The sequence below is a fragment of the Exiguobacterium sp. s141 genome, from assembly GCF_018618085.1.
Lineage (GTDB): Bacteria > Bacillota > Bacilli > Exiguobacteriales > Exiguobacteriaceae > Exiguobacterium > Exiguobacterium mexicanum_A.
Genome location: NZ_JACSLJ010000001.1, coordinates 30,930 through 52,140, shown reverse-complemented (window position 1 = coordinate 52,140; position 21,211 = coordinate 30,930). Strand labels below are relative to the sequence as shown.

Genomic DNA, 21,211 nt, shown 5'->3' with positions numbered 1-21,211 from the left:
AAACGGTGAAGTTGACGTGACGAATGATATCGGGACGCCCGACATTATTCCGAGAGCAAGCTTCTTGATTGATTGTTCTACAGTTCGAGGCAACGCAAAGCGCTTTGCCTTTTTTAGATTTCATTTATGACTCCTTTAAGAATTCTTTAAATCTGCCATCTACACTGAAGACAGTTCAAATTCTTAGGAGGTTTATTCCCATGTATAATCAGAATTATTCAGTTATGTTCACAATCGAATCAGGAGTCGTTCTCATCCCACTCGCCATCCTCGGACTCATCACGTTACTCGTCTGGTCGTTTCGCAAGAAACATGTAAAAGTCACACAAACCATTTTGCTTCTGTCATTCGGGATATACTTATTAGGTGTCCTTCACTTCGTGTTTTTCCCGATTGACGTCAATTTAGGAAAATATGCGAACCAAGTACCATGGTGGAAAACGATTAATTTTATTCCGATTTTGACCATCGATGTGTATTCGTTTGTGTTGAATATCGTGATGCTCCTCCCGTTCGGCTGTTATCTTCCATTTTTGAAACCGTCGATCACGAAAAAAGAAGTACTTAAATTAGGATTTCAGTTTAGTCTGATTCTTGAACTGATTCAATTATTGGTGCGTACGACACTAGGCAGTGGACGAAGCACGGATGTGAATGATTTATTGGCAAATGCGTTCGGCGCGCTCTTAGGGTTCTTACTCGTTCGCTTCGTCGTCCAATACGCTCCGTTCCGACGTTTGTATCAGAATTTCCAACTTTAATTCGCGAGGGAGTTTCAAGCATGACAAAAATCTTGTTAGTGGATGATGATGTCCAAATCGCAGAACTGATTGATGTGTATGTAAAAAATGACGGGTATCACACGACGATGGCAACCGACGGGGAAATGGCGCTTGACTTGTTCAACCAAGAATCGTTTGACTTAATCATTTTAGATTGGATGATGCCTCGGATGGATGGGCTTGAATTTTGTAAGCGGGTGCGCCAGACGAGCCAAATTCCGATCTTAATGGTCAGTGCCAAAGTTGGTGATATGGATAAGATATTGGGATTGACGACGGGAGTCGATGACTACATCATCAAACCGTTCAATCCGCTCGAGTTGATGGCACGTATTAAAGCATTGCTGCGCCGTTCAAACTATAACCGACCAAGCGAGTCCTCAAGTGTACAAGCTGGCCCTTTCCTCATCGATCGAGCCAGCCACACCGTCATGATGCAAGAGCAGACGATTCGATTGACTGCACGTGAATTTGAGATTTTGTATTTACTGGCGAAACATAAAGGCCGGGTGTATAGCTCTGAAGAAATATTTGAGGCTGTCTGGCAAGAGCATGGCGTCGGGTCGAATCAGACGGTGATGGTTCATATCAGTAACATCCGTGAGAAATTACATGCCGTCGTGCCACATGAGGTCATCATTCATACGGTGTGGGGAGTGGGATATAAAATTGAGACATAATATATGGCGCGTCATAACGTTCATCCCGATGTGGAAACGTCTGCTGTATGTATTGATTGCGTTTGGGGTCGCCACACTGAGCGGTGCTCTGTTACTGCCTGCCGTCTGGTACTTCGAGGAGTCATCACGATTTATGGAGAGTCTGATCATCGTGTTGTCGTATTTCCGGGAAGGTGTCATCGTCATGTTTTACAGTCTGATGGTCATCGTTTGTCTCGTGTTGATCTATCAATATGAGCGTAAACGGTATTTACAGTTTCACATTGAGCGGATGACTTCACTTGTCGAAGAACTCCACGCCGACCGGGATTCGGTTGAACCATCTGTCCCGCCAGAGCTAGAACGATTGATGGCAACCGTACGCGCCATCTCGGACAGTGCGGCAAAAGCGGAGCAGGAAGTGCTTCAAGCGGATCGGTTGAAACATGAGCTCGTGACGAACGTCGCCCACGACTTGCGCTCCCCCCTCACGTCAATCACGGGTTATCTTGACTTGATTCACAGCGACCGTTACCGGGACGAGGTGGAGTTGCGTCATTACATCCAAGTCATCCATGAGAACGCGACCCATCTGAAAGGCTTGATTAACGATATCTTTGACTATACATTTCTACAAAACGACCGGATTGCCCTCCAGACAAGCGAGGTCCGTCTCGATGAATTGCTCAATCAGCTCATCATGCAGTCGACGTTACGTCTCTCGGAAGTTGGAATGGAAGCTCGATTCAGCTCCTCAGCCGAACGTCCCATCGTGGAAGGGGATGCGTTGAAGCTCGTCCGTGTGTTTGAGAATATACTCGAGAATGCGATTCGTTACGGGCGTGACGGAAAGTATATCGATACATTTGTCGAAGATACGGATGAAACGGTTCTTATCAACATGACGAATTACGGCGAGGAGGCCATCCCCTCACGTGACATCCCATACGTGTTTGAACGATTTTTTAGAGTGGAAAAGTCACGCGCACATTACACCGGCGGATCAGGTCTCGGTCTCGCCATCGCCAAGTCCATCATCGATTTACATGAGGGCGAGATTCACGTGACGAGTCAACCAAGAAAAACGACGTTCACAATCATTCTCCCAAAAGTCTCTTCCAATGCTGTTCATGAAAAATCATGGCCCGTGTGACCTACACGCGCCATGATTTTTGCATTCACACAAAAGAGGATCAACTTCAAGCTTATGTCGGAGCGAGCCCCTCAAGCCGATTTAAAAAGACGAGCCCACTTGCAACACGCGAGTGGGCTCGTCGATCACCTGGCCGGGCTATCCGTTAGCCCGGTGTTTTCATGTCTTCCTCTACCGTATAACGGGAGAACCACTTCAACATGGCTTCTGCCTCGTGTTTCGGGATGTCCTCGATCATCTCATTCGATAACAAGCCACCCCGTGTCGAGAACAGGACGTTACATACATCGAAACGGCGTTGGAGTGGCGTCTGTGTCACTTGGACCTGTTCGATCCGCGGCTTGTCCGTCAAGAATGAACTGACGTTGAAGGCCCCTGTCCGCAGCTCGATGAACTGACCGTTGCGAGCGTAGCGCGTCGTCATATAGCTCAATAGGCGACCGCCGATAATGATGGCCCACAGGAGGACGAGCCACCAGGCGTAATCGCGGAAGAAATACAAAACGACACCCGAGACGATGAGTCCGACCCAGCTGATGCGTAGCAGTTTGACCCAGAGCGAACGTTTTGGCAAGCGATGAAGCGTGTCAGACCAGACGAACTGGTCGAAGTGCTCGTTCAACACGGTCATCGCCCGCTCCCGTTTCACGAACGGGAGGATGGTTGACGATTCGTCTTTCAACTCGTCCATCGTCCCGGCCGCGACGAGTTCGACACCGACGATGTTGAACCAGCGCCGAATGAACGTCTCTTTGACCCGGACCGCTTGAATCTTCTCGTATGGGATCTCTTTAGCGGAACGGTTGAGCAGTCCTTTCTCAACGCGGATGCGGTCCCCGCGTCGTTCGAGCCGGAAGTTCCCGTATTTCAAGAAGTTGATGACCATGCCGATGACGACCGACAATATCAGGACCGTCAGGACGAGCACACCAATCGCGATGATTGACGCATGGACGACCCAATCTCCGATCGTATCGAACGTCCCGTCGAGATTGATGAAGTCATCAATCGACGAGATGATCGTCGAGGCGACCGGGAAGATGGCGAACACTGACAATGACGTCAGCGAGGCGATGATGATCTCCCGGGTTGAGAGGGCGTACAACAAACGGCTCGCCGGTTTTTCAATCGCCACCGGTGCAATTGTCCCGTCCGTCTCCCCTTCTACCGGTATGTCGGTCTCGGTCTTGCGATGACGGACCTGGTCAAGGATGTCCTCGAGCCGCTTCGCCTCGTTCGGGAAGACGCCGGCCAGTTTGAACGAGGCGTCGTCACTGTTCGCGTTCGTGTCGAACGTCAACTCGACGACCCCGAGCAACCGGTACAAGAACGGGCTGTTCGAATGGACGCTTTGAATCTTATACAGCGGAAGCGACTTCTCTTTCTTAATCCAATTGCCATCGATGATATATACCGTCTTCTCATCGAGCGCATACCGGAAGTTGAGCCAGCCGAAGAACTTCTGCAGGACATCGAGCCCGAGGAAGAGCAGGATTCCGACCCGTAAGATGATGCCGAACGTGGACTCCCAATCGTTGTTGACGACGAACAATAACACGAGTGGGATGGAGAACGACTTGATGACCTCTAATACCCGTAACAGTAAGACGCGACTCGGCAGCCGATGCCACGTGAGGGCGGCTTCCGTCATACGACATCCTCCTCTTTGATGCGAGCGTAGACCGCAATCTGTTCACGGAGCGTCTTCGCGAACGATTCTTCAATCGCGTAGATGTCGTGTGACCCAGCGGCCGTTCCGATGGTGATTGTCTGCAAGCCGTATTTTCGAAGCAGCGGTCCTTGCTGGGCGTGGACGTATTGTACTTTCGTCATCGGAATCAAGACGTCGTGCGTCGTGATGATGCCGTGATGCAAGCGAATCTCGAGTGGTTTCACGTCATACGTGAACCGCTCTTGCTTCCACTTTTGGAAGACGACGATATCGATCACACTATAGATGAGGTCGATGGCGAGTAAGGCGTACATCATATATTGCAGCCATGTCGGCCAGTCAAAATAAAACGCGGCCGCGACGAGTCCCCCTGTGATGACGAGGCCGATGAGATAAAAGATGGCGCTCGACAGTCGGAAGACGACGCGTGCCTCGATTGGCAGTGTGCCGCTGAATGATGTCGGTGTTGTTTCTATGTCTGACATTGGTGTTTCCCCCTAACGATTCGGAACTGATGTCCGTTCTACCTCTAGTATACGGGGCGATTCCTAAAAAAGTTTCAAAATGAGGTCGGGAAACTGTTCAACTGCAAGCTCATCGATTCAAACCGCGGTCTGCCTTCTGATTCGACTTGCTGGATGAGGCGCTCGAGTGCGGAGACATCTTGCTCTTGTAGCGCAGCGTCTAGATGACCGGTCAGTTTAATCGACGTGAACGCACTCGACATGACGGCGACGTCACAGTCGAAGCCGTATTCATATGTCGCCCAGTCGTCAGGGCTCGATACATCCCGCTCCATCCAGCCTGAAGCGATGTCGTACGCACCGACGAGGAAGTCGATGTTCCGGTCTTTTCGGATTGCGTCCTCGAACATCACGAGCACGTCGGCACCTTCATCGCTCCCGAATCGACTATATTCATCCGTGCAGTCCAAATAATAGTCATCTTGGAAGTGAGCATTGAACCGAGGGTGTGTCGTGAGTCGGTTCGGTCCGACTTCAGGGTCGTCGACATAAATCAAGTCGTCCCAATCGGTATCGGTCTCGACGTACCCTTTCCGGAGTTTCTGACGAATCAGCTTGTCCGCTTCTTTGCGGCAGATACCGTCGGATTCAAAATACTTAATTTGAACTTTACCAATCGTCCCGAGTTTTCCGTAATGGACGGCGAACTCGTCGGAACCGACGCGGATGTTCCAAAACTTCTTGGTGTGTTGTAGGTACGTTTTCATCAAAACCTCCAGAATGATATATGAGTTCAGTCAAGTGCGGGTAGAACAAAGAGACGTTTTCTTGGTTTGAACTTCAGAATTTCCTCATGAGTTTTCCCTTCTTCTTCTACAGAAATTCGTAGCGTGTAGACACTGGTCGGATTCGGTTCAGCACCTAAAAATGCAAATTCATACGAGTTGCTTTGATCCATCTCAATTGGATGGGTCATAATATCCCCCGTCAGTTGGATGTCGTTCTCATAAAAAGATAGATTGACGAGGACACCGTCTGACTCCTCCCATTCCACCTGACCCGCCCACGTCTCTTTTAAGGAATGAGAAACCGTATAAACCGCATCAAACTTCCCGTCACTTGAACTCGCAATAAGCTTGGGCGGAAGGGTCAATGAGACAACCATCCAAATTACAAATAAAAGAATAACAAGGCCTATACTTACTTTCTTATTCATCATGCTGATCCCTCCCTCATTACTGCACGCCTCTCATACATTCAGCGACAACTTCCGGTATTCCTTTTCGCTCCATAAAAAAAGCCAAGCCGCTTCTGCGACTTGGCGATTTGTTAGTCTTCAAAGAACCACTTCTTACGCGGTTCCACTTTCAGGTTGTCCCCGTGCTTCTTCATCTCGGTGATGAGGTAGCGTTCGAGCTCATTCATCGCCTTGACCCAATCTGTCATTGTCGCGACGAGCGGGACGACGGTCAGGATGAGGTCCTCCTCCTCCTCACGCATTCTCTCAATCATTAGCTTGGCGAAGTCGAAGTTCTCGTGAATCAAGTCCTCTTCCCGGTCGATGATGTGCTCGTTCTCTAATTCATAAGCCGAGAATAGACGCTCATGCCGTCTGAGCAAGTGCCGCATATGACGCATCAGTTCGTCCTCGAGCTGAGGTGGTAGATGTTCGAGTGTCAGAAAATCGTCATGCAGCTTGTCGAGCACGTGGATAGCGGCACTGTTCGTATCAATCATCTTCGACTTCAAGACGGCCCGGCGATAAATCGGCGTCTTCTTCTCGAGCCAGCGGTTGGCTTTAATCTCTTCTTCAAAGAAGTCGTACGTCGTCTTTGAGGCTCGATGTTTCTTTTTCGTCTCATCGAGTGACTCAAATGACGAGCGTCCTCCCTCTGTTTCCGAGAACAGTCGCGCGATGCGGACGGCCATTTGGGAGACGGTCGCGATCTCGTCCTCAAGCTTCCGCTCATAGCGCGGCGGGAACAAGAGCGCATTGACGACAAGCGCCACGGTGATCCCCATCATGATGAGCAAGTAACGTTCCCCGGCGAACATCCAGACGGGCATGTCCGACTGGTTCGCCCCTTCCATAATCAGAATCGTCGTCAAGATGACGGTCCGGGTCGTCGACTCGAGGTTCAAAAAGAGAAGGATCGAGATGGCGATGATGATGACGACTCCGATGGCGATCGGTGTCGGGTTCGGCGTCAACATTAATGAGAAGACGGCGAGCAAAGCCCCGATCAAGTTCCCTTTTAGTTCTTCTAATAGCCGGACACCCGTCTGATAAACGGACGGCAATAATGCGAGCGAAGCCGCGAGTGCCGGTACGACAATCTGTTGAAATTGAAATGCCTCGGCGATGAGCAATACCAAGGCGACGGATATCCCGGTCTTGATGGTTCTAGCTCCAAATCTCATGCGGTGTCGACAACGAAGTGTCTTCCTCCCTTATACACGTCTTAACTTTTTGTATCCCACTTACCCTGCCCTGAAACCTCACAACTTCAAGCCGTTGTCTCCTGTTTCGATAGCGCTTCCGTGGTATGATGGCGTTGGATATTTTCTTTAATCTTGATTGGGAGGGGTTTACTTGTCAACCATTGCTTTATTTGGAGGGAGCGGCCGCACGGGGATGCGGTTGCTCGAACGTTTATTAGAAGACGGACACGACGTCCGACTGTTGTCACGCCGCGAGGTCGAACCGAGGGATCGTCTCACAGTCATCATCGGGGACGCGACCGATGCGGATGCCATCGCAGAAACGGTGAAATCGGCCGACGTCGTCATGTCGGCGCTCGGTACGGATAAGCAGGACGTCTTGTCCCACTTCACACCGCTCATCATTTCAGCGATGCAAGCAGCCGGGATCACGCGCATCTTGACGGTCGGGACGGCCGGCATCTTGCAGGCACATGATTCTGACAACTATCGTTTCGAGACCCGCGAGTCGAAACGGTCGATGACGACCGCGGCCGAGGATCACGCCCGGGCATATGAACTGCTCGATGCATCGCCGCTCGATTATACAATCGTCTGCCCGACCCAATTGATTGAAGACGCGTCCGTCGGGAACATCGTCATCACAGCTAACGTGCTCGGGACACAGAACTCGGGACCAATCTCGCGTGACGATGTGGCGGATCTCGTCATTCAAGCCTGGGAAAACAGCACATATCGTAGACACCGCGTCGGCATCACGACGGAATCATAAGTAGGGGATGGGGATTTATGAACGAACAACGCATGCGCCTCGCGCAATTGACTGACGTATTTGACATGCAAGCTGAGACCGAGTCGGCTCGTCTCGCCAAGACCGCGCTCCGAAAAGTGACACAAAATGAGATTTGGATTGCCGTCTGTGGCCATTTCTCGGCCGGGAAGTCGACGCTCCTCAACAATTGGCTTGGGGATGGCGTGTTACCGACGAGTCCGATTCCGACGAGTGCGAATATCGTGACGCTTCGACATGGGGAAATCGGGGCATCCGTCGCCGTCAACGGCACAGATTGGATTCGACTCGCGCCGAATGAACTCGACCGTTTGAGCGACTACTGCAAAATCGAAGAGATTAAAGAAGTCGAGTACGCCCTGCCCCGCTTCCCGTTCGGAAGCGACGTCGTCCTTATGGACACGCCTGGGATCGACTCGACCGATGAACGGCACCGTCAAGCGACGGAACGCTCGCTCTTTCTCGCCGACCATCTGTTCTTCATGATGGACTACAATCACGTCCAGTCCGAACAAAACATCAAACTGATGAAACAGTTTAGCGCCGAAGGACGTCCCTACTCGATCATCATCAACCAAATCGATAAGCACGATGAAGGAGAGCTTCCATTCAGCACGTTCAAGCGTTCGCTCGAGACCGCCTTCACCCGTCACGCCATCAATCCGGACGATATGTTCTACATCTCGCTCCGTGAGCTCGATCACCCGGAAAATGAGGTCGAACGCCTCCGGACGTACGTCCAAACCGTCATCGACGCCGCGCGGGAACATGCGGAAGCACGCGCCGACTTGCTCGTTGACACGTTGCTCGCCCGGTCCACTGGTGCGCACGACGCGCTCCTGAACGAGTTGCCGGTCATCGAGAAGCAGCCGACGGAGATTCAAGCCCGCCTGCAACGTCTCGACAAAAAATCGATATGGCTCACCGCGTTCCGCCGCGAGTTCTTCAAACACCAGACACCGATTGTCGCGAGCGCGCCGATCATGAACTACGAGTTCCGCGAACTGTTGCGGGACTATCTCGAGAGTTGTGCGCCGGAGTTCAAGGTCGGCCTCTTCTTCTCAAAAGACAAGACGCGCCAGGAACGGCTGCGTCGCGAAGACATCGCCGTCAAGGAATTCAACCGGTTGATTGATACGAACCTTCGCCCCCACTTGATCAAGTACGCCGAAGACATCGTCCGCGATTTGAAACTGCCCGAGGCGATTTTGTCCCGTCCGGATACGTTACCGACTGCACCGAGCACGCTCATCAGTGACCAAGTGAAGTCCGGCGCATCGCTCAGCGGTGACACGGTGCTTCAATTCAGCCGCGACATCGAGTCGGCTCTCGCCTCTTGGGTGACGAAAGTGTCCGAACCGTGGGTCACGTCCGTCGAAACGTATCTTGAGGCCGAAGGTAAAGACCGAATCCATGCCATCGAGACCGAGCAAGACGAATTATATGACATGCTCGACACGTTGGCGCTACAACGTCAGCTGGCCGAACAGAGAGACGAGCTCACTCATTACACGACACGTGACCTCTCGGATTCGCGTTTGACGGACCTTGAGACCCGTCACTACGTCACGGCCGACCAATTACCGCAGAAACAAGTCGAACATCAGCAACAAGAAGTTGCCTCGACCTCGCTTCTGGTGGATGATATCACCGCTTTGTCGTTTGATTTTTCGTATGAATATGCGGTATGTGAAATATTAGAGAACCATCCGTTATTCAAGTCACGCGTCAAGTCGCTCCGTCATAAATTGGCCCGGGCCGAATCCGAAACATACACGCTCGCCATCTTTGGGGCGTTCTCGTCCGGCAAGTCGTCGACATTGAACGCGTTGCTCGGTGAGACGGTGCTCCCGACGTCACCGAACCCACTGACGGCGTCGATCACGAAAATCGTGCCGCCGAACGGCCGCGCCAACAAGAGTGCGTTGATCACGTTCAAGACACGTGCCGAACTCGAGGCCGAGCTGAACGGTTACGGGGCGTCACTCGACGCACTCCATCTCGACCACCCGTTCGTAAACGCCGTCAAGAACGCTCCCCTGTCCTATCTCGGTAGCCAGGAGACGGTCGACTATGACACGTTCTGCTCGTTCGTCACGGAGGAAGAGAAGAGCTGTATCGTCAAAGAGATCGAGCTCGCCATCGACTCCCCTTGGGCCGAGCGTGGCATCATCTTCGTCGACACGCCAGGTGCCGACTCGCAGTTCAACCGTCATAGCGAAGTACAGTTCGGTTATATGCGTGACGCGGACGCCGTCCTGTTCGTGACGTATTACAATCACGCCTTCACCGAGGCCGACCGTGAACTCGTCATCCAGCTCGGACGTGTGCAAGGGACAGGTGACCATCACATGTTCTTCCTCGTCAACGCGTCCGATTTGGCGGCGGATGAGGCGGAACGGCTCGCCGTCACCGATTATGTGTCGAACCAGTTGACGAAGCTCGGAGTCCGTCATCCGACGGTGCTACCGATTTCGAGCCGGAACGCCATCCAAGGCACGGACGCCGGGTTCGACCGATTCTCGGCCAAGCTCGAGCAATTCGTCGACCACGATTTGCGTCAGGCGAACGCGGTCCGCATCAAAGATGAGGCACATACCCTCGTCACCGCGTTCGAGGACGTCGTCCGCGAGGCCGAAGCGGATGCGAGCGTCAAGGCGGCCCGCCGTGACAAGCTCGAACAAGTGCGCACGTCTGACAATCGTCTCAACGTCACGACGCTCGAAGACCCGTTCAAGCGTGAGACGGACGAGTTGCTCGCCCACCTCGAGACCCGCTCGCTCCTCCGGCTGTCGGACTTCGTCAAAGAGACGTTCCATCCGGTCGAGGTGGATGGGTCGAAGGCGAGCCTCGAGCGCGCCCTCAGCCGGACACTCGACAAGTATGCGTATGACATCCATCAAGAGCTGCAAGTGTTCCAATATCGGCTCGAGCGCTTCTTGAAACGGGAGACGGAACGCTTGATCGAGCGCGAGACGCTCAAACTGCGTTCGCTCCTGCCGACACTGTCGTTCGAGGGCACTGTCGACATCGATTGGCTCCGCGACGCCGTCGACCCGGTCACGTTCGAGGCGGCCCCGTTCCGTCACGTCTTGAAGCACTATAAGAATGCGAACCAGTTCTTCGAAGGCGACGGCCGGACGAAGTTGCGCGACGACTTGAGCGCCTTGTTGAAGACGGCGGTGCGTGAGCAACTCGCGCGCGTCGGAAGTCATCAAGTCGAACGGACGGCGACGCACCTTGCCGCGCTCGAGACGACGCTCAGCCAGGACTGGGACCGTGAAGTGAACGACCTCGTCGCCGGTGAATTGAGCGTGCTCTCGGACGGACAATTGTTCCAAGACATGACACAGCGCCTCGCTGCGCTCAGAAAGGACTGAACGCATGGGTTCTTTGTTGCTCGTCGGATTGATTCCGGCCGTCATCATGACGGTCGCACTCGGCTTGTTTATCCGCCATCTGTATTTGAATAGAGAGTAGACTTTGAAGGATGGGACCGAAACCGGCCCCATCCTTTTTTCACGTCGTCATAAACCGACTTCAAACCACTCGTTGACGGTCCCAAAGCTTTTCGACGCTCAATAGTTCTTGTTGATTGAACGTCACTTTATATACGTCCGGCATATCGAGTTCTTTCCAGAACGTATAGCCATACTGTCCATCAAAATAATTAAGGATCAGCACCATGATATTCCCGTGCGTACCGATTGCGATTCGCTTTCCTTCGTATTGGTCGAGTAGTGACTGAATCGCACGGACTCCCCGCTGTTGAGCGACAACGTTCGATTCGCCGCCTTCCCATGCAAAAGTAGGATCTTCCCACACTCTCGTCATCGCCAGGGTAAAATTCTCGGCCGGCTCTGTCGTCAACATCCGTTCCCGCAAATCGTCCATGAGTAGCACTTCTGTCCCAATCTGGTCAGCAATCCCTTGGACGGTTTGAATAGCTCGTTTATATGGACTCGAAACGACGAGATCAATCTTTTCTTCACTCAAGGTGTTCGTGATGTTACGGACGTCTCTCTCTCCCTTTTCAGATAAGGGTCTCGTCCATTCATCGGCTGTATATGTAGAGTGTGCATGTCTTACGAAATATAAGGTCGTCATGTCATCGTCTCCCGTTCTATGGATGTCATCATTCACTATTATTCCACTGAAACTTATTGTAAAATTATCCAGCGTGACTTCATTATAATCCTCAAAAAGAGGATAACGCCTACATATTTTTTTCCGATGAAGACGGACATCGAAGTTGGAACGGTGAGAATATACCGTGGGAGTTCACGATGTAAGCCGCAAAAATATAGGTTGATGGGAGAGGCAAACATGAGAAGCAGAATTCACATACTCGGCGCTTCGGGCTCCGGCACGTCAACACTTGGCGACGCGTTGGCGAACGTCCTGCCGCATACTCATCTGGATACGGACGATTATTTCTGGATCAACAAGTTCACCGAACCGAGACCTGTCCCTGAACGACGCGAGATGCTCAAGGAAGAGTTGCTACAATCTGAACGGTGGATTCTATCAGGATCTCTCGCAGGTTGGGGCGACTGTTTCATGCCCTATTTTGATTTGGTTATCTTTTTATGGATCCCACCAGATGTTCGTTTGGCCAGATTGCAACAACGGGAGCTCGAACGCTATGGAACGGAGGCACTCGCTGGCGGCAGCCTATACGAGGAATCACAAGCGTTTTTGAAATGGGCCGCCCTGTATGACCATGCCGGGACGGAAGTGAGAAGCAAGACGTTACATAACCAATGGCTTGCTGAATTGTCTTGTCCCATCCTAAGAATCGAGGGCGACTATTCGACTGAAGAACGGATAGCGATGGTGCTGAATTTTCTAAAAGAGGATTTTAGTCATAACAAATGAGCCCCGAGCACAATGCACGAGGCTCTTTATTATGCGTCAGCCGGGTACCGCACGTCGATGCGCTGCCGGATATCGGTCATGACGTCCGCGAGTGTGAGCATATCGTCAAATGAGTGAATCTCGGTCTCCCGCTCCCCTGCTTCAATCATGTTCACGAACGTCTGAATCTCATACGTCATATGGCTCGCCTGTTCTAAGCCAAGTTCGACGGTCGTCCCGTCGCGGCCAACGAATGTCAAGCGATCGAGCGAACCGATATCGTCAATCACGATGCGCCCCGCTTCCCCGATAATCTCGGACGGGGCGTCCGTGCCATGGATCTTCGAGTGGAGCACGATGATGTCCATACCGTCATACGACAAGATGGCCGAACCACTGCCGTCGACACCTGACTCGAGCTTGACCGCGTTCGCCTGCACGGTCTCCGGTCGACCGAACAGTTTCAAAGCCGGGCCGAGGCAATAGACGCCGAGGTCCATCAGCGAACCGTTCGAGAAGGCGGGATTGAACGTGTTCGGGTTGTCCCCGCGCTTATACAAGTCATAGCGTGACGAGTATTGCGACTTGTTCAAGATGACACGCCGGACCGGTCCGACGCGATGGAGTTCTTGACGCAACACATCGAAGTTCGGCATGAACAGGTTGCGGAGCGCTTCGAGCAAGACGACGTCATGTTCGCGCGCCGTCTCAAGCATCTGTCTGACTTCCTCGACGTTCGAGGCGAACGGTTTCTCACAGAGGACGTGCTTGCCGTGGCGGATGAAGAGCAGGCTCTGCTCGGCGTGGAGCGAGTTCGGGCTCGCGATATATACCGCATCAATCAACTCACTGGACGCCATCTCCTCGAGCGAGGTGAACGTATGTGGAATATCAAATTCTTCAGCGAACGTTTTCGCGCGCTCGTCTGTCCGGGAATAGACGGCGGACACGGATGCGCCTTCGACTTCATGGGTCGCTTCAATGAAAGAACGGGTGATAAAGTTCGTGCCGATGATACCGAATCGAATCATAGGAAAATCCCTCTTTTCTTTAAGTTGTGATGACTTTGATAAGCATGATTTCGTCATGGAGCGGGATACGGTGCTCCCCGATGACGGGAATCGACGGTTTATGTAGCCTGGCCGCATCGACCGCACCCGGGATGATCCGTGCGAAGCGCCAGCCTCGGCGTTGGTAAAATGCGAGCGCTCCCAGATTGTCGTTCGTCGTGATGAGCGACAGCCGTTCGAGCTGATGTTGCTTGGCCACTCTCTCCACTTCATCGAGGAGCGCCGAGCCGATGCCACGCTTCTCCTGGAGGCTGTCGAGCGAGATGATCTCAATCTCGTCTTCCCGAATGACATACGTGACGAGGCCGATGATGACGTTCGTTTCCGACCAGACAAACCCGTCAAGCGTGGCGCAATCATACGTCCCGGTCGAGATCACCATCTCAGGTGTGCCCCAGGCATCGATAAAGAATGCACGGACCGCGTCACGCGTCGAGGAGGTAATCGGTTCAATCATCGCAAATCACTCCGCCTCTCGGGCAAGTGACGGTTTTGATGCACTCGCCTCGGTGTAGATGCGGAACTGTTTAAACTGTTCATCGTAAATCAGGCGAATCGCCCATTTGAACGCCTTCACATATAGGGCATATAGCCAGGATGAAGGGATGAGTGAAATCCGAATCGTCACATCCGTCCCGTCCGTTGTCTCGCTCAACGTATACGTCGCAATCGACACCCCTTGATTCGTCACCGCCTGCACCTCGCATTCGTGAGGACGATTGACATGGGTCAACTCGGATTCGACCCGAATCTCTTTTTTCTCGAACTGTTGGACCGAGATGAACCGTTTTCCCGTCACGAGTGAGGCGTCACCGTCCTCATAAATATTTTCGATCAAATGGTCGTTCCATTTGATGATATGTTCGTCTTCTGCGAGACAAGCGAACGTGTGGTCAATCGGTGCGTCGATTGTCATCGTATATGTAGCCACTTCGAGTTGTTTCACATCAAATCCTCCTTCATCGATCGACATTCTTTTTTTCATTACGTTAGACAAGTTCTTTTTCAAAACAGACATACCGTTCATGCCCTTTCGGTTTCGAATCGAAATGGACGCTTCCACGTTCCATGTAGCCGTGTCGTTTGTAAAAGCTGCAGGCTGCCTCATTTCCTGAGAAGCTGTCGAGCCGGATGCTGGTGTAACCTTCCGCTTTCGCCAACTGTTCCGAGGCATGCAACATGGCTTTTCCGATGCCTTGACCTTGCCGCTCCGGGTGCACCATCAAGGAATGGATGACGAGCGGATGGTCGTGACGCCAGTCGATCGCCTCCCATTCGTGCGACTGCCATTGATCGAGTACAACGACTCCGAGCAACTCCTCACCGTGTTTCATGATATAGACAAAATCGTCTTTGATACATTCCTCAAAATAGGCGCGGTTCGGATACGTGTCGTCCCATTGAAAAATCTGTCGGGTGAGCAAATCGTCTTTACAAGCGAGATACAGTTGTTCAATTGCAGTTAAATCTGATGGTTTGGCTAATGCGATTGTGTTCATTCCAATGCTCCGTTCTTTAGGGTGACTATCTTTTATTGATGATCCGCTCGTATTTTTTATACTCGTCGTGGTCCATGCTTAGACCGAGCAGCTCAGCGATTGTGGATGGTATCAATCAACTCATACCCGATGAGCATGTCCCATCGGCTGTTATCGGTCGGGTCCATCATCACATGATCAATCAACATCTGCTCGATGCCTCGGGTTTGTTGAAGGTAATGTTCAAGCTGTTTGAACTGGTTTGCCTCAACGTAGGCGTCGATGGGATCCATCATCGCCTGTTGCTCCACCGAGAGGGTCTCGTTGCCTGAATACAGCTCAAAGATATTCCCTACGTTATAATCATTCAAAGATGTGTTCTCCTCTCCCACGTCGCTTTCCACGATGAGCGCTAGTAATTCTGTCGATATGATTGCGTTTTTAGAAAAAGAATTTATCATATTCGTTGCTATATTTTTTAAAAAAGATATCACATGCGGTATTTGAAATAAAATTATTCAAAATACTCTAGAATGGTTTCTGGGTCATATTCCAACCCTACCAGCTCGCTCGACCAATCGAGGCCGCACAGCAGCTCATCATCCGACATGTTCGGCAACCAGCGTTCAAGGAATAGCTCGACCGGCAACTCGATCACATGATAGTCGGCCCATTCTTTAACCCGGCACGCGAGCGCAAGCTCTCGTGACGAAAAGAATAACAGGACGTCTGTGTCTTCGACGTGCGATGGTGCGTACGCCCACCCCTCGTCTTGCTCCGCAGATAATCCGAAGACGAGTCCATTCTTCTCGACTCGTTCGCAAAATGTCTCGAGCACGTCGCTTTCCGCCTGCGTCACTTCGACGAACGCCTCAAACGAATGCGCCGCCACCTCGAGGTCATTTATCTCGTGCCACCAGGCGTAAATCGTCTCCCGGTCGTCTTTCAAAAAACCGAGCTCATCACCGGATCCGTTCGTCGCAAGCGTCACGAACCCATGCGGTAACTCCTCTTGTTTCAATTCGTTGGCTCGAATGACGTCATCCCATGTCTTATTGAAAAACCGCTCGTCCTTGATCGGATAAAAGAACCAATCCCCAAGTTCGAACTTGTTCTCATGACCCCATGCGTCACGTAAGCCGTCCGGGAAGCGTGACCCCACTTGTTACTCTACCTGTTCAATCGTTTCGACCGAAATTCCTGAAAGATTCGTATCAAGCCTCATCTCATCGCCTTCTTTCTAACATCAATAACATGAGTATACTGAATTTACAAAAAAGAGGGAATTGATTCCGACAAGTTGATTCAATAATGATCACGATTCTGTTGCGCCAAACGTTTGTAAAACGTAAAAAAGGACCTATAGACAAGGTCCATCGTCACGAGAAATCATTCGGTTGTAAGTTGTAACTTCTTAGTCGATTCACCGACTACCTATACGCGTCATCACTCGTTAACGAGCTGAACGCCGCTCACTTCATAATCACCGATTTGAATGAAGTGGAACCGTCCGTCCTCGGCTAACCCTCTAGCAGTTCCCGAAAACTCAGCTACAACGTCAGGGCGTTTGCGTGCACCGAACGGCCACTTGTACAACAACCCGCCTTTTACGAAGTAGCCGACCTGTCCTTGAATCGTCAGCGCCGAACTGTCGTGAAGTCGCTTCGGCGTCTTATACTTGTTGAGTCGACCGGTTGAATCAACATGAATCAAGTCATACCAAATCGACGGACAGAGCCAGACCCCGGTTCGATTTGCTTGCAACAATTCGCAGTCGACAATGGTCGGTGGACGTACAAAATCTGACTGATAGCGTTGTAACACTTCACCTGTCCTCGAGAAACAGACGAGTGCCTCGGTGGATATCCCTTCCCCGAACACCCCTTCATCGGCATAGCCGATCCAAACCCCCGTGTCGTTGACGGCGACCGCTCCGATGGCGTTGCCCGCATGGAACGAATGAAGTATCGACCCTCGTCCATCGATGACCCAGACATTGCCGGGTGTACCTTCGTGCGTCACATCGACGACGAGAAACGTTTCTGAATCAAGGAGACGGATGAATGGCGAACTCAAATGAAACGGCAGTCGTATCGTCCGCTCATTCCAATAGACGACCGGGCCATCCTGATCCACCAGAACAATCACTTCACCACCTGATAAATCGGCATCAAATACTCTTGATTCATCGGTTATAAATATCCTCTCAATCTGCAGTTTCATCCAGTTTCACCTCCCATATTCACCGCTATCTTGTTGTTCAATCAAACACGATGAATCGTTTATACGTTTACTCAACGAGTTAGACGGTCTTGATACTGCTCGAGCCTTCTGTGGAAGCGGTCAACTTCTTCCCGAGTCACCGAATCTGTCATTCCATAGCGCTCGTCCAAATATGGCTTGAAATCGATGTCCGTCAATTCGATGCGCCGTGCCCACTCTAAAACCGTTTCTGTCGGCAACCATTTCTTCGCCGGCGGTAACGCCTGATTGAACGCGATGAGAGCGTCCCGAATCGTCACACCTGTCCAAGCCGGTTCTTCGACACTCGTTATCGAGCTCGGGACTGAATGACGCGAGAACGTCCGCGTCGTGAACGAAGCTGTTTCGTCAGCTCGCTTGCGGTGCTGAAAACGAATGTTAGCGGCAAAAATCACTCCGCTAAGCAATACACAGGCTAGTAACAACACCCAATAGAAGAGGCCATCGCCTCGTTCGATGACGGTAGTCACAGAATCAATCGTATAATCCAAATAGTCCAGTTTCAGACGAGACTGTTCTTCTTCTTTCGGTATCCTCATCTTTCCTTCGGACGACTCCATCAAATACTCAGATTCTGCCGGTGTCGGTCGCAACTTTAACCCCGAGGTCGGAGGCTCATACCACCATTCCATCAACAAGCTGATGAGACGAAGTCCAATAAAGACCGTTCCTACTGTCAGCACTGCGGTCAAACCAAGCCGAATCATCCAACGCATGTTGTCGCCTCCTCTAGGGATGACTTACATCACATTGTATCATTGGACGTTTCCACTTGGAATAATCATTCAGCACGACTCTAGTCATCGTTTTACAGAAGATGCATCTTAGCGACCTGACTTGTTGGCCGCAGCTTTAGAATCTCGGTCGCTAATTCGTTCGCTTCATCATCCGTCATTAATTTGTCGGGAATCGCATTGAAAAAGAGCAAGTATTCCTTTAGATCTATGCGACTAGAATCAAGCACGACAGCACGTTTCGCATGTTCGTAGGCCCGTTCATAGGCATGAGGATGGTGACAGAACGGTTGGCTCATGAGAAGCGACGCAGCCTCTTCCCAATCCGCAGTCTGCTCAACTTGAATCTGATCGCATACGATTTCGTAGACCGCTAAATCATCCGTATCAAACGCAACTTCAAGAAATGTATCTAACACCACTTCGTGAGCGAGCGGCTTCACTAGACGTTGAACGGTCGCTCGGTCATTTGAGAGGATCGCCTTGTGTAGTTGTTTTTTCAGGCTCATTTGAACGCTTGCCCCTTCCTTGATGATTCATCAACGCTCTTTTTTTCATTCATTTCCGTTTAAAACCTAGCGCGATGGAACGAAGAATCCTCGATTTGTTTCCGCAACTATCACACGCTATAATCATTGGCTCATCACCATAACACGTGGTTGCTATTTTAACGACCAAGCTCGAAGCGTAATCTCAAAAAGAAACGTTCGAGGTTTCGGTAGCCATAACCACGGCGTTTGATAAGCTTGATTTTGTTGTTCGTTCCTTCCATCTTTCCGTTCGATAGACTGGACACGATTGTTCGACGCATCGCTTCCTCTCGGTTCTGGATCGATTTCGCGATCTTCGCCAGAGGCCCGCAAGGATGGGACTGATAACGATCCAACCAATCGGTCAGTCGACGTTTCGCCTGTCCATGGCACGTGGCCTTCAGCACATATCGAATATGTTGAAGTCCTTGATAGAGGTCCCGGGTGAACGGATCTTCCCGAAGGCAAGAATCGGCGACCTCCCGGTCTTCGGGGGACAGCGTCTCCGGACGACAGGCGAGAGCACGGTCAATCACACGGACATGATGGTGACGTTTCACCTCGTTCAAAAAACGACGCCGACGGCGAAGGGCGTCCGTGAAGAACTGGATGAGATGGAAACGATCCAGCACATGTTTCGCATCCGGGAAGACATGTGCGACGGCCTTCGCCATTGCCGGTGCAAAGTCACTGACGACAGAACGGATGTCTCCGGCTATGCCTTGGAGTGCAGCCGTGATGGCCGTGACGTCCCTTCCCGGGACAATGGACAGGAGCCGACCACTCTCCGCATCGAGGGCGATTGTCGCATAGTGATGTCCTTTTCGTGTGGCGAACTCGTCGATGAGGACGTCTGTCGTATGCTTCTCTGTCTCTACTGAGGCGTACCGATAAAACCATCGTTCCACCGTCGTGTAAGGTAATCCCTATTCACGCGCTACATCTGAGATCGTCCTACCGTGGCAACGTTCTGCGATGCCTTTCCGGAACACCTCGGTGGAGGTGCGGACGAGCCCGAGACCGTAGTCATACACGAACGTCAAATCACAAGAGAAGCATCTTTGACGTGGGACATCCAGCTCAATCCAGAGTATACCGACGTTCCATGCGTGACCGTGTCGGAAGCGACGTCGCCTTTTCGAATGCAGGACTGTCTTTCTCTGGCAAAGCGGGCAAGGGATGTCGTGTCGATCCGGGATGACCGGGAAAACGTTCGGTTCTTCGTCTGAAGACATCTGGATCTGAAAAAGGTCTGGAAGTGGAAGAAGTAATTTGATAAACTGTTGGGACAAAGCGAAAACTCCAATCGTGGTTTGTCTAGGCAACAATTACGATACCGGGGTTTTCGCTTTTTTTCTATGTTCAATTCAAAATCTGATGGATTTTATGCGTCAACCACGCCTTATGGTGATGAGCCTCTTCTATACCATTTTCAGCTCTTCTAAAGATAGAATGCTTAACAAGACATGCAGGCATTGGCCATACTAAATTTCAATTTGCCTTGCCACTTGTCGCTCCCTGTTCATTCTAACAAGCATGCCCAAACATTAAAACAATCATTCGAATATATAATTGACAATCTAGCGAAATCTTTGTACACTTGCATTAATCAAACGTTTGTTTGAATGTATAACTATCAGAGGGTATCACTTCACACTAGGATATCCGTAAAGGAGATGAGGGTGCTGTTAACCACGATTTTTACCGCGGTTGCCGCTTATGTGGCGACCAGCATTGATTACGTCATTATTTTGCTGATCCTGTTTTCACAAACGATGAAAAAAGGCCAGTTAAAATCCATTGTCATCGGACAATACCTAGGAACAGCCATCTTGGTGGGCGTCAGCCTGTTGGCTGCGTACAGCCTGACGCTTGTGCCGTCCCACTGGGTGGGCTTGCTAGGGCTCATTCCGATTTACCTGGGCATCCGGGTCTGGAAGCGAGAAGAAGACGAGGACGACGAAGAGAATCTCCTGTCCCGTTTGTCTTCCGGAAACCCCAATCGCTTGTTTGTCACCATTACAGTCATTACCCTGGCGGCTGGCGGCGACAACATTGGCGTCTACATACCCTACTTTTCAACCTTGAATCCAAGTGAAACTGTGGTGATGCTGGTTGTCTTTGCCATCCTGGTCGCCGTCTTGTGTTACCTCAGTTACCGGTTGGCAGCCGTTAAAACGATTTCTGAAACGATAGAAAATTGGGAACGGTGGATTGTGCCGATTGTCTTCATCGGGCTCGGCATCTTGATTATGGCGGAGAATGGGACTTTCCGATTCCTTTGGGGATTGGTGAGTTGAAATGATTCTTTGCACTCT

At 51.3% G+C, this 21,211-nt stretch carries 24 protein-coding genes; 7 read left to right on the top strand and 17 right to left on the bottom strand.

Features of this window, described 5'->3' with window-relative positions; genetic code table 11:
* The first annotated feature begins 200 nt into the window (after nt 1-200).
* Genes KNP74_RS00280 through KNP74_RS00270 form a run of 3 tightly spaced genes read left to right on the top strand, consistent with a single transcriptional unit; the run spans nt 201 to nt 2,594 of the window.
* Complete coding sequence (locus KNP74_RS00280; protein ID WP_214763118.1) at nt 201-761, top strand: VanZ family protein; 561 nt, start codon at nt 201-203, stop codon at nt 759-761.
* A 20-nt stretch (nt 762-781) separates the two neighbouring features.
* The gene (locus tag KNP74_RS00275; protein ID WP_021067428.1) at nt 782-1,462 is read left to right on the top strand and encodes a response regulator transcription factor; all 681 of its coding nucleotides are present in this window, start codon (nt 782-784) and stop codon (nt 1,460-1,462) included.
* Complete coding sequence (locus tag KNP74_RS00270; protein WP_214716240.1) at nt 1,452-2,594, top strand: sensor histidine kinase; 1,143 nt, start codon at nt 1,452-1,454, stop codon at nt 2,592-2,594. The genes KNP74_RS00275 and KNP74_RS00270 overlap by 11 nt, the downstream gene beginning before the upstream one ends.
* Nucleotides 2,595-2,739: 145 nt before the next feature.
* Here KNP74_RS00270 and KNP74_RS00265 read toward each other — a convergent pair whose 3' ends face one another.
* The 5 genes from KNP74_RS00265 to KNP74_RS00245 all read right to left on the bottom strand — a co-directional run bounded on the left by KNP74_RS00265 (nt 2,740) and on the right by KNP74_RS00245 (nt 7,151).
* Nucleotides 2,740-4,245, bottom strand: a complete 1,506-nt coding sequence (locus tag KNP74_RS00265) for a PH domain-containing protein (RefSeq protein WP_214716238.1) — start codon at nt 4,243-4,245, stop codon at nt 2,740-2,742.
* Nucleotides 4,242-4,751: a PH domain-containing protein gene (locus tag KNP74_RS00260; protein WP_214716230.1), complete on the bottom strand. Its 510-nt coding sequence runs from the start codon at nt 4,749-4,751 to the stop codon at nt 4,242-4,244. Before KNP74_RS00260 ends, KNP74_RS00265 begins: the two co-directional genes overlap by 4 nt.
* Nucleotides 4,752-4,825: 74 nt before the next feature.
* Nucleotides 4,826-5,497 carry a WGR domain-containing protein gene (locus KNP74_RS00255; RefSeq protein WP_214716220.1) on the bottom strand — a complete coding sequence of 224 codons (672 nt, stop codon included), beginning with the start codon at nt 5,495-5,497 and terminating at the stop codon, nt 4,826-4,828.
* Between the two features lie 26 nt (nt 5,498-5,523).
* On the bottom strand, nt 5,524-5,949 hold the full coding sequence (locus KNP74_RS00250; protein ID WP_214716218.1) for a hypothetical protein: 426 nt from the start codon (nt 5,947-5,949) through the stop codon (nt 5,524-5,526).
* 110 nt (nt 5,950-6,059) lie between these two features.
* Nucleotides 6,060-7,151 carry an FUSC family protein gene (locus KNP74_RS00245; protein WP_214716211.1) on the bottom strand — a complete coding sequence of 364 codons (1,092 nt, stop codon included), beginning with the start codon at nt 7,149-7,151 and terminating at the stop codon, nt 6,060-6,062.
* Between the two features lie 172 nt (nt 7,152-7,323).
* Here KNP74_RS00245 and KNP74_RS00240 point away from each other — a divergent pair, with 172 nt between their 5' ends.
* A complete protein-coding gene (locus KNP74_RS00240; protein WP_131472727.1) occupies nt 7,324-7,944 on the top strand; it encodes an NAD(P)-dependent oxidoreductase in 621 nt (206 codons plus the stop codon).
* A gap of 17 nt (nt 7,945-7,961) precedes the next feature.
* Entirely contained in the window at nt 7,962-11,342 is a 3,381-nt protein-coding gene (locus KNP74_RS00235) for a dynamin family protein (protein WP_214716209.1), read from the top strand.
* 160 nt (nt 11,343-11,502) lie between these two features.
* Here the strand turns inward: KNP74_RS00235 and KNP74_RS00230 are convergent, their stop codons facing one another.
* Nucleotides 11,503-12,069 carry a histidine phosphatase family protein gene (locus KNP74_RS00230; protein ID WP_131472731.1) on the bottom strand — a complete coding sequence of 189 codons (567 nt, stop codon included), beginning with the start codon at nt 12,067-12,069 and terminating at the stop codon, nt 11,503-11,505.
* A 219-nt stretch (nt 12,070-12,288) separates the two neighbouring features.
* Here KNP74_RS00230 and KNP74_RS00225 point away from each other — a divergent pair, with 219 nt between their 5' ends.
* On the top strand, nt 12,289-12,840 hold the full coding sequence (locus KNP74_RS00225; RefSeq protein WP_131472733.1) for an ATP-binding protein: 552 nt from the start codon (nt 12,289-12,291) through the stop codon (nt 12,838-12,840).
* 29 nt (nt 12,841-12,869) lie between these two features.
* Here KNP74_RS00225 and KNP74_RS00220 read toward each other — a convergent pair whose 3' ends face one another.
* From KNP74_RS00220 to KNP74_RS00170, 11 genes are all read right to left on the bottom strand, one after another.
* The gene (locus KNP74_RS00220) at nt 12,870-13,850 is read right to left on the bottom strand and encodes a Gfo/Idh/MocA family protein (protein ID WP_131472735.1); all 981 of its coding nucleotides are present in this window, start codon (nt 13,848-13,850) and stop codon (nt 12,870-12,872) included.
* Between the two features lie 19 nt (nt 13,851-13,869).
* A complete protein-coding gene (locus KNP74_RS00215) occupies nt 13,870-14,346 on the bottom strand; it encodes a GNAT family N-acetyltransferase (protein ID WP_214716207.1) in 477 nt (158 codons plus the stop codon).
* A gap of 6 nt (nt 14,347-14,352) precedes the next feature.
* Complete coding sequence (locus KNP74_RS00210; RefSeq protein WP_214763117.1) at nt 14,353-14,874, bottom strand: SRPBCC family protein; 522 nt, start codon at nt 14,872-14,874, stop codon at nt 14,353-14,355.
* Nucleotides 14,875-14,878: 4 nt separating this feature from the next.
* Nucleotides 14,879-15,388 (bottom strand): GNAT family N-acetyltransferase, encoded by a 510-nt coding sequence (locus KNP74_RS00205; RefSeq protein ID WP_131472741.1) that lies wholly within the window; start codon nt 15,386-15,388, stop codon nt 14,879-14,881.
* A 92-nt stretch (nt 15,389-15,480) separates the two neighbouring features.
* On the bottom strand, nt 15,481-15,738 hold the full coding sequence (locus KNP74_RS00200) for a hypothetical protein (RefSeq protein ID WP_029595493.1): 258 nt from the start codon (nt 15,736-15,738) through the stop codon (nt 15,481-15,483).
* 143 nt (nt 15,739-15,881) lie between these two features.
* Nucleotides 15,882-16,529 (bottom strand): DUF2750 domain-containing protein, encoded by a 648-nt coding sequence (locus tag KNP74_RS00195; RefSeq protein ID WP_131472743.1) that lies wholly within the window; start codon nt 16,527-16,529, stop codon nt 15,882-15,884.
* A gap of 284 nt (nt 16,530-16,813) precedes the next feature.
* Nucleotides 16,814-17,590, bottom strand: a complete 777-nt coding sequence (locus KNP74_RS00190) for a hypothetical protein (protein WP_214763116.1) — start codon at nt 17,588-17,590, stop codon at nt 16,814-16,816.
* 71 nt (nt 17,591-17,661) lie between these two features.
* On the bottom strand, nt 17,662-18,345 hold the full coding sequence (locus KNP74_RS00185; protein ID WP_029595496.1) for a hypothetical protein: 684 nt from the start codon (nt 18,343-18,345) through the stop codon (nt 17,662-17,664).
* Nucleotides 18,346-18,437: 92 nt separating this feature from the next.
* A complete protein-coding gene (locus KNP74_RS00180) occupies nt 18,438-18,872 on the bottom strand; it encodes a hypothetical protein (RefSeq protein ID WP_051627722.1) in 435 nt (144 codons plus the stop codon).
* 158 nt (nt 18,873-19,030) lie between these two features.
* Nucleotides 19,031-19,801, bottom strand: coding sequence for an ISL3 family transposase (locus tag KNP74_RS00175; RefSeq protein WP_084158416.1), 771 nt, complete (start codon nt 19,799-19,801; stop codon nt 19,031-19,033).
* Between the two features lie 18 nt (nt 19,802-19,819).
* Nucleotides 19,820-20,128, bottom strand: coding sequence for a hypothetical protein (locus KNP74_RS00170; RefSeq protein WP_141639593.1), 309 nt, complete (start codon nt 20,126-20,128; stop codon nt 19,820-19,822).
* Nucleotides 20,129-20,578: 450 nt separating this feature from the next.
* Here KNP74_RS00170 and KNP74_RS00165 point away from each other — a divergent pair, with 450 nt between their 5' ends.
* A complete protein-coding gene (locus KNP74_RS00165; RefSeq protein ID WP_029595498.1) occupies nt 20,579-21,193 on the top strand; it encodes a CadD family cadmium resistance transporter in 615 nt (204 codons plus the stop codon).
* Nucleotides 21,194-21,211: the final 18 nt, after the last annotated feature.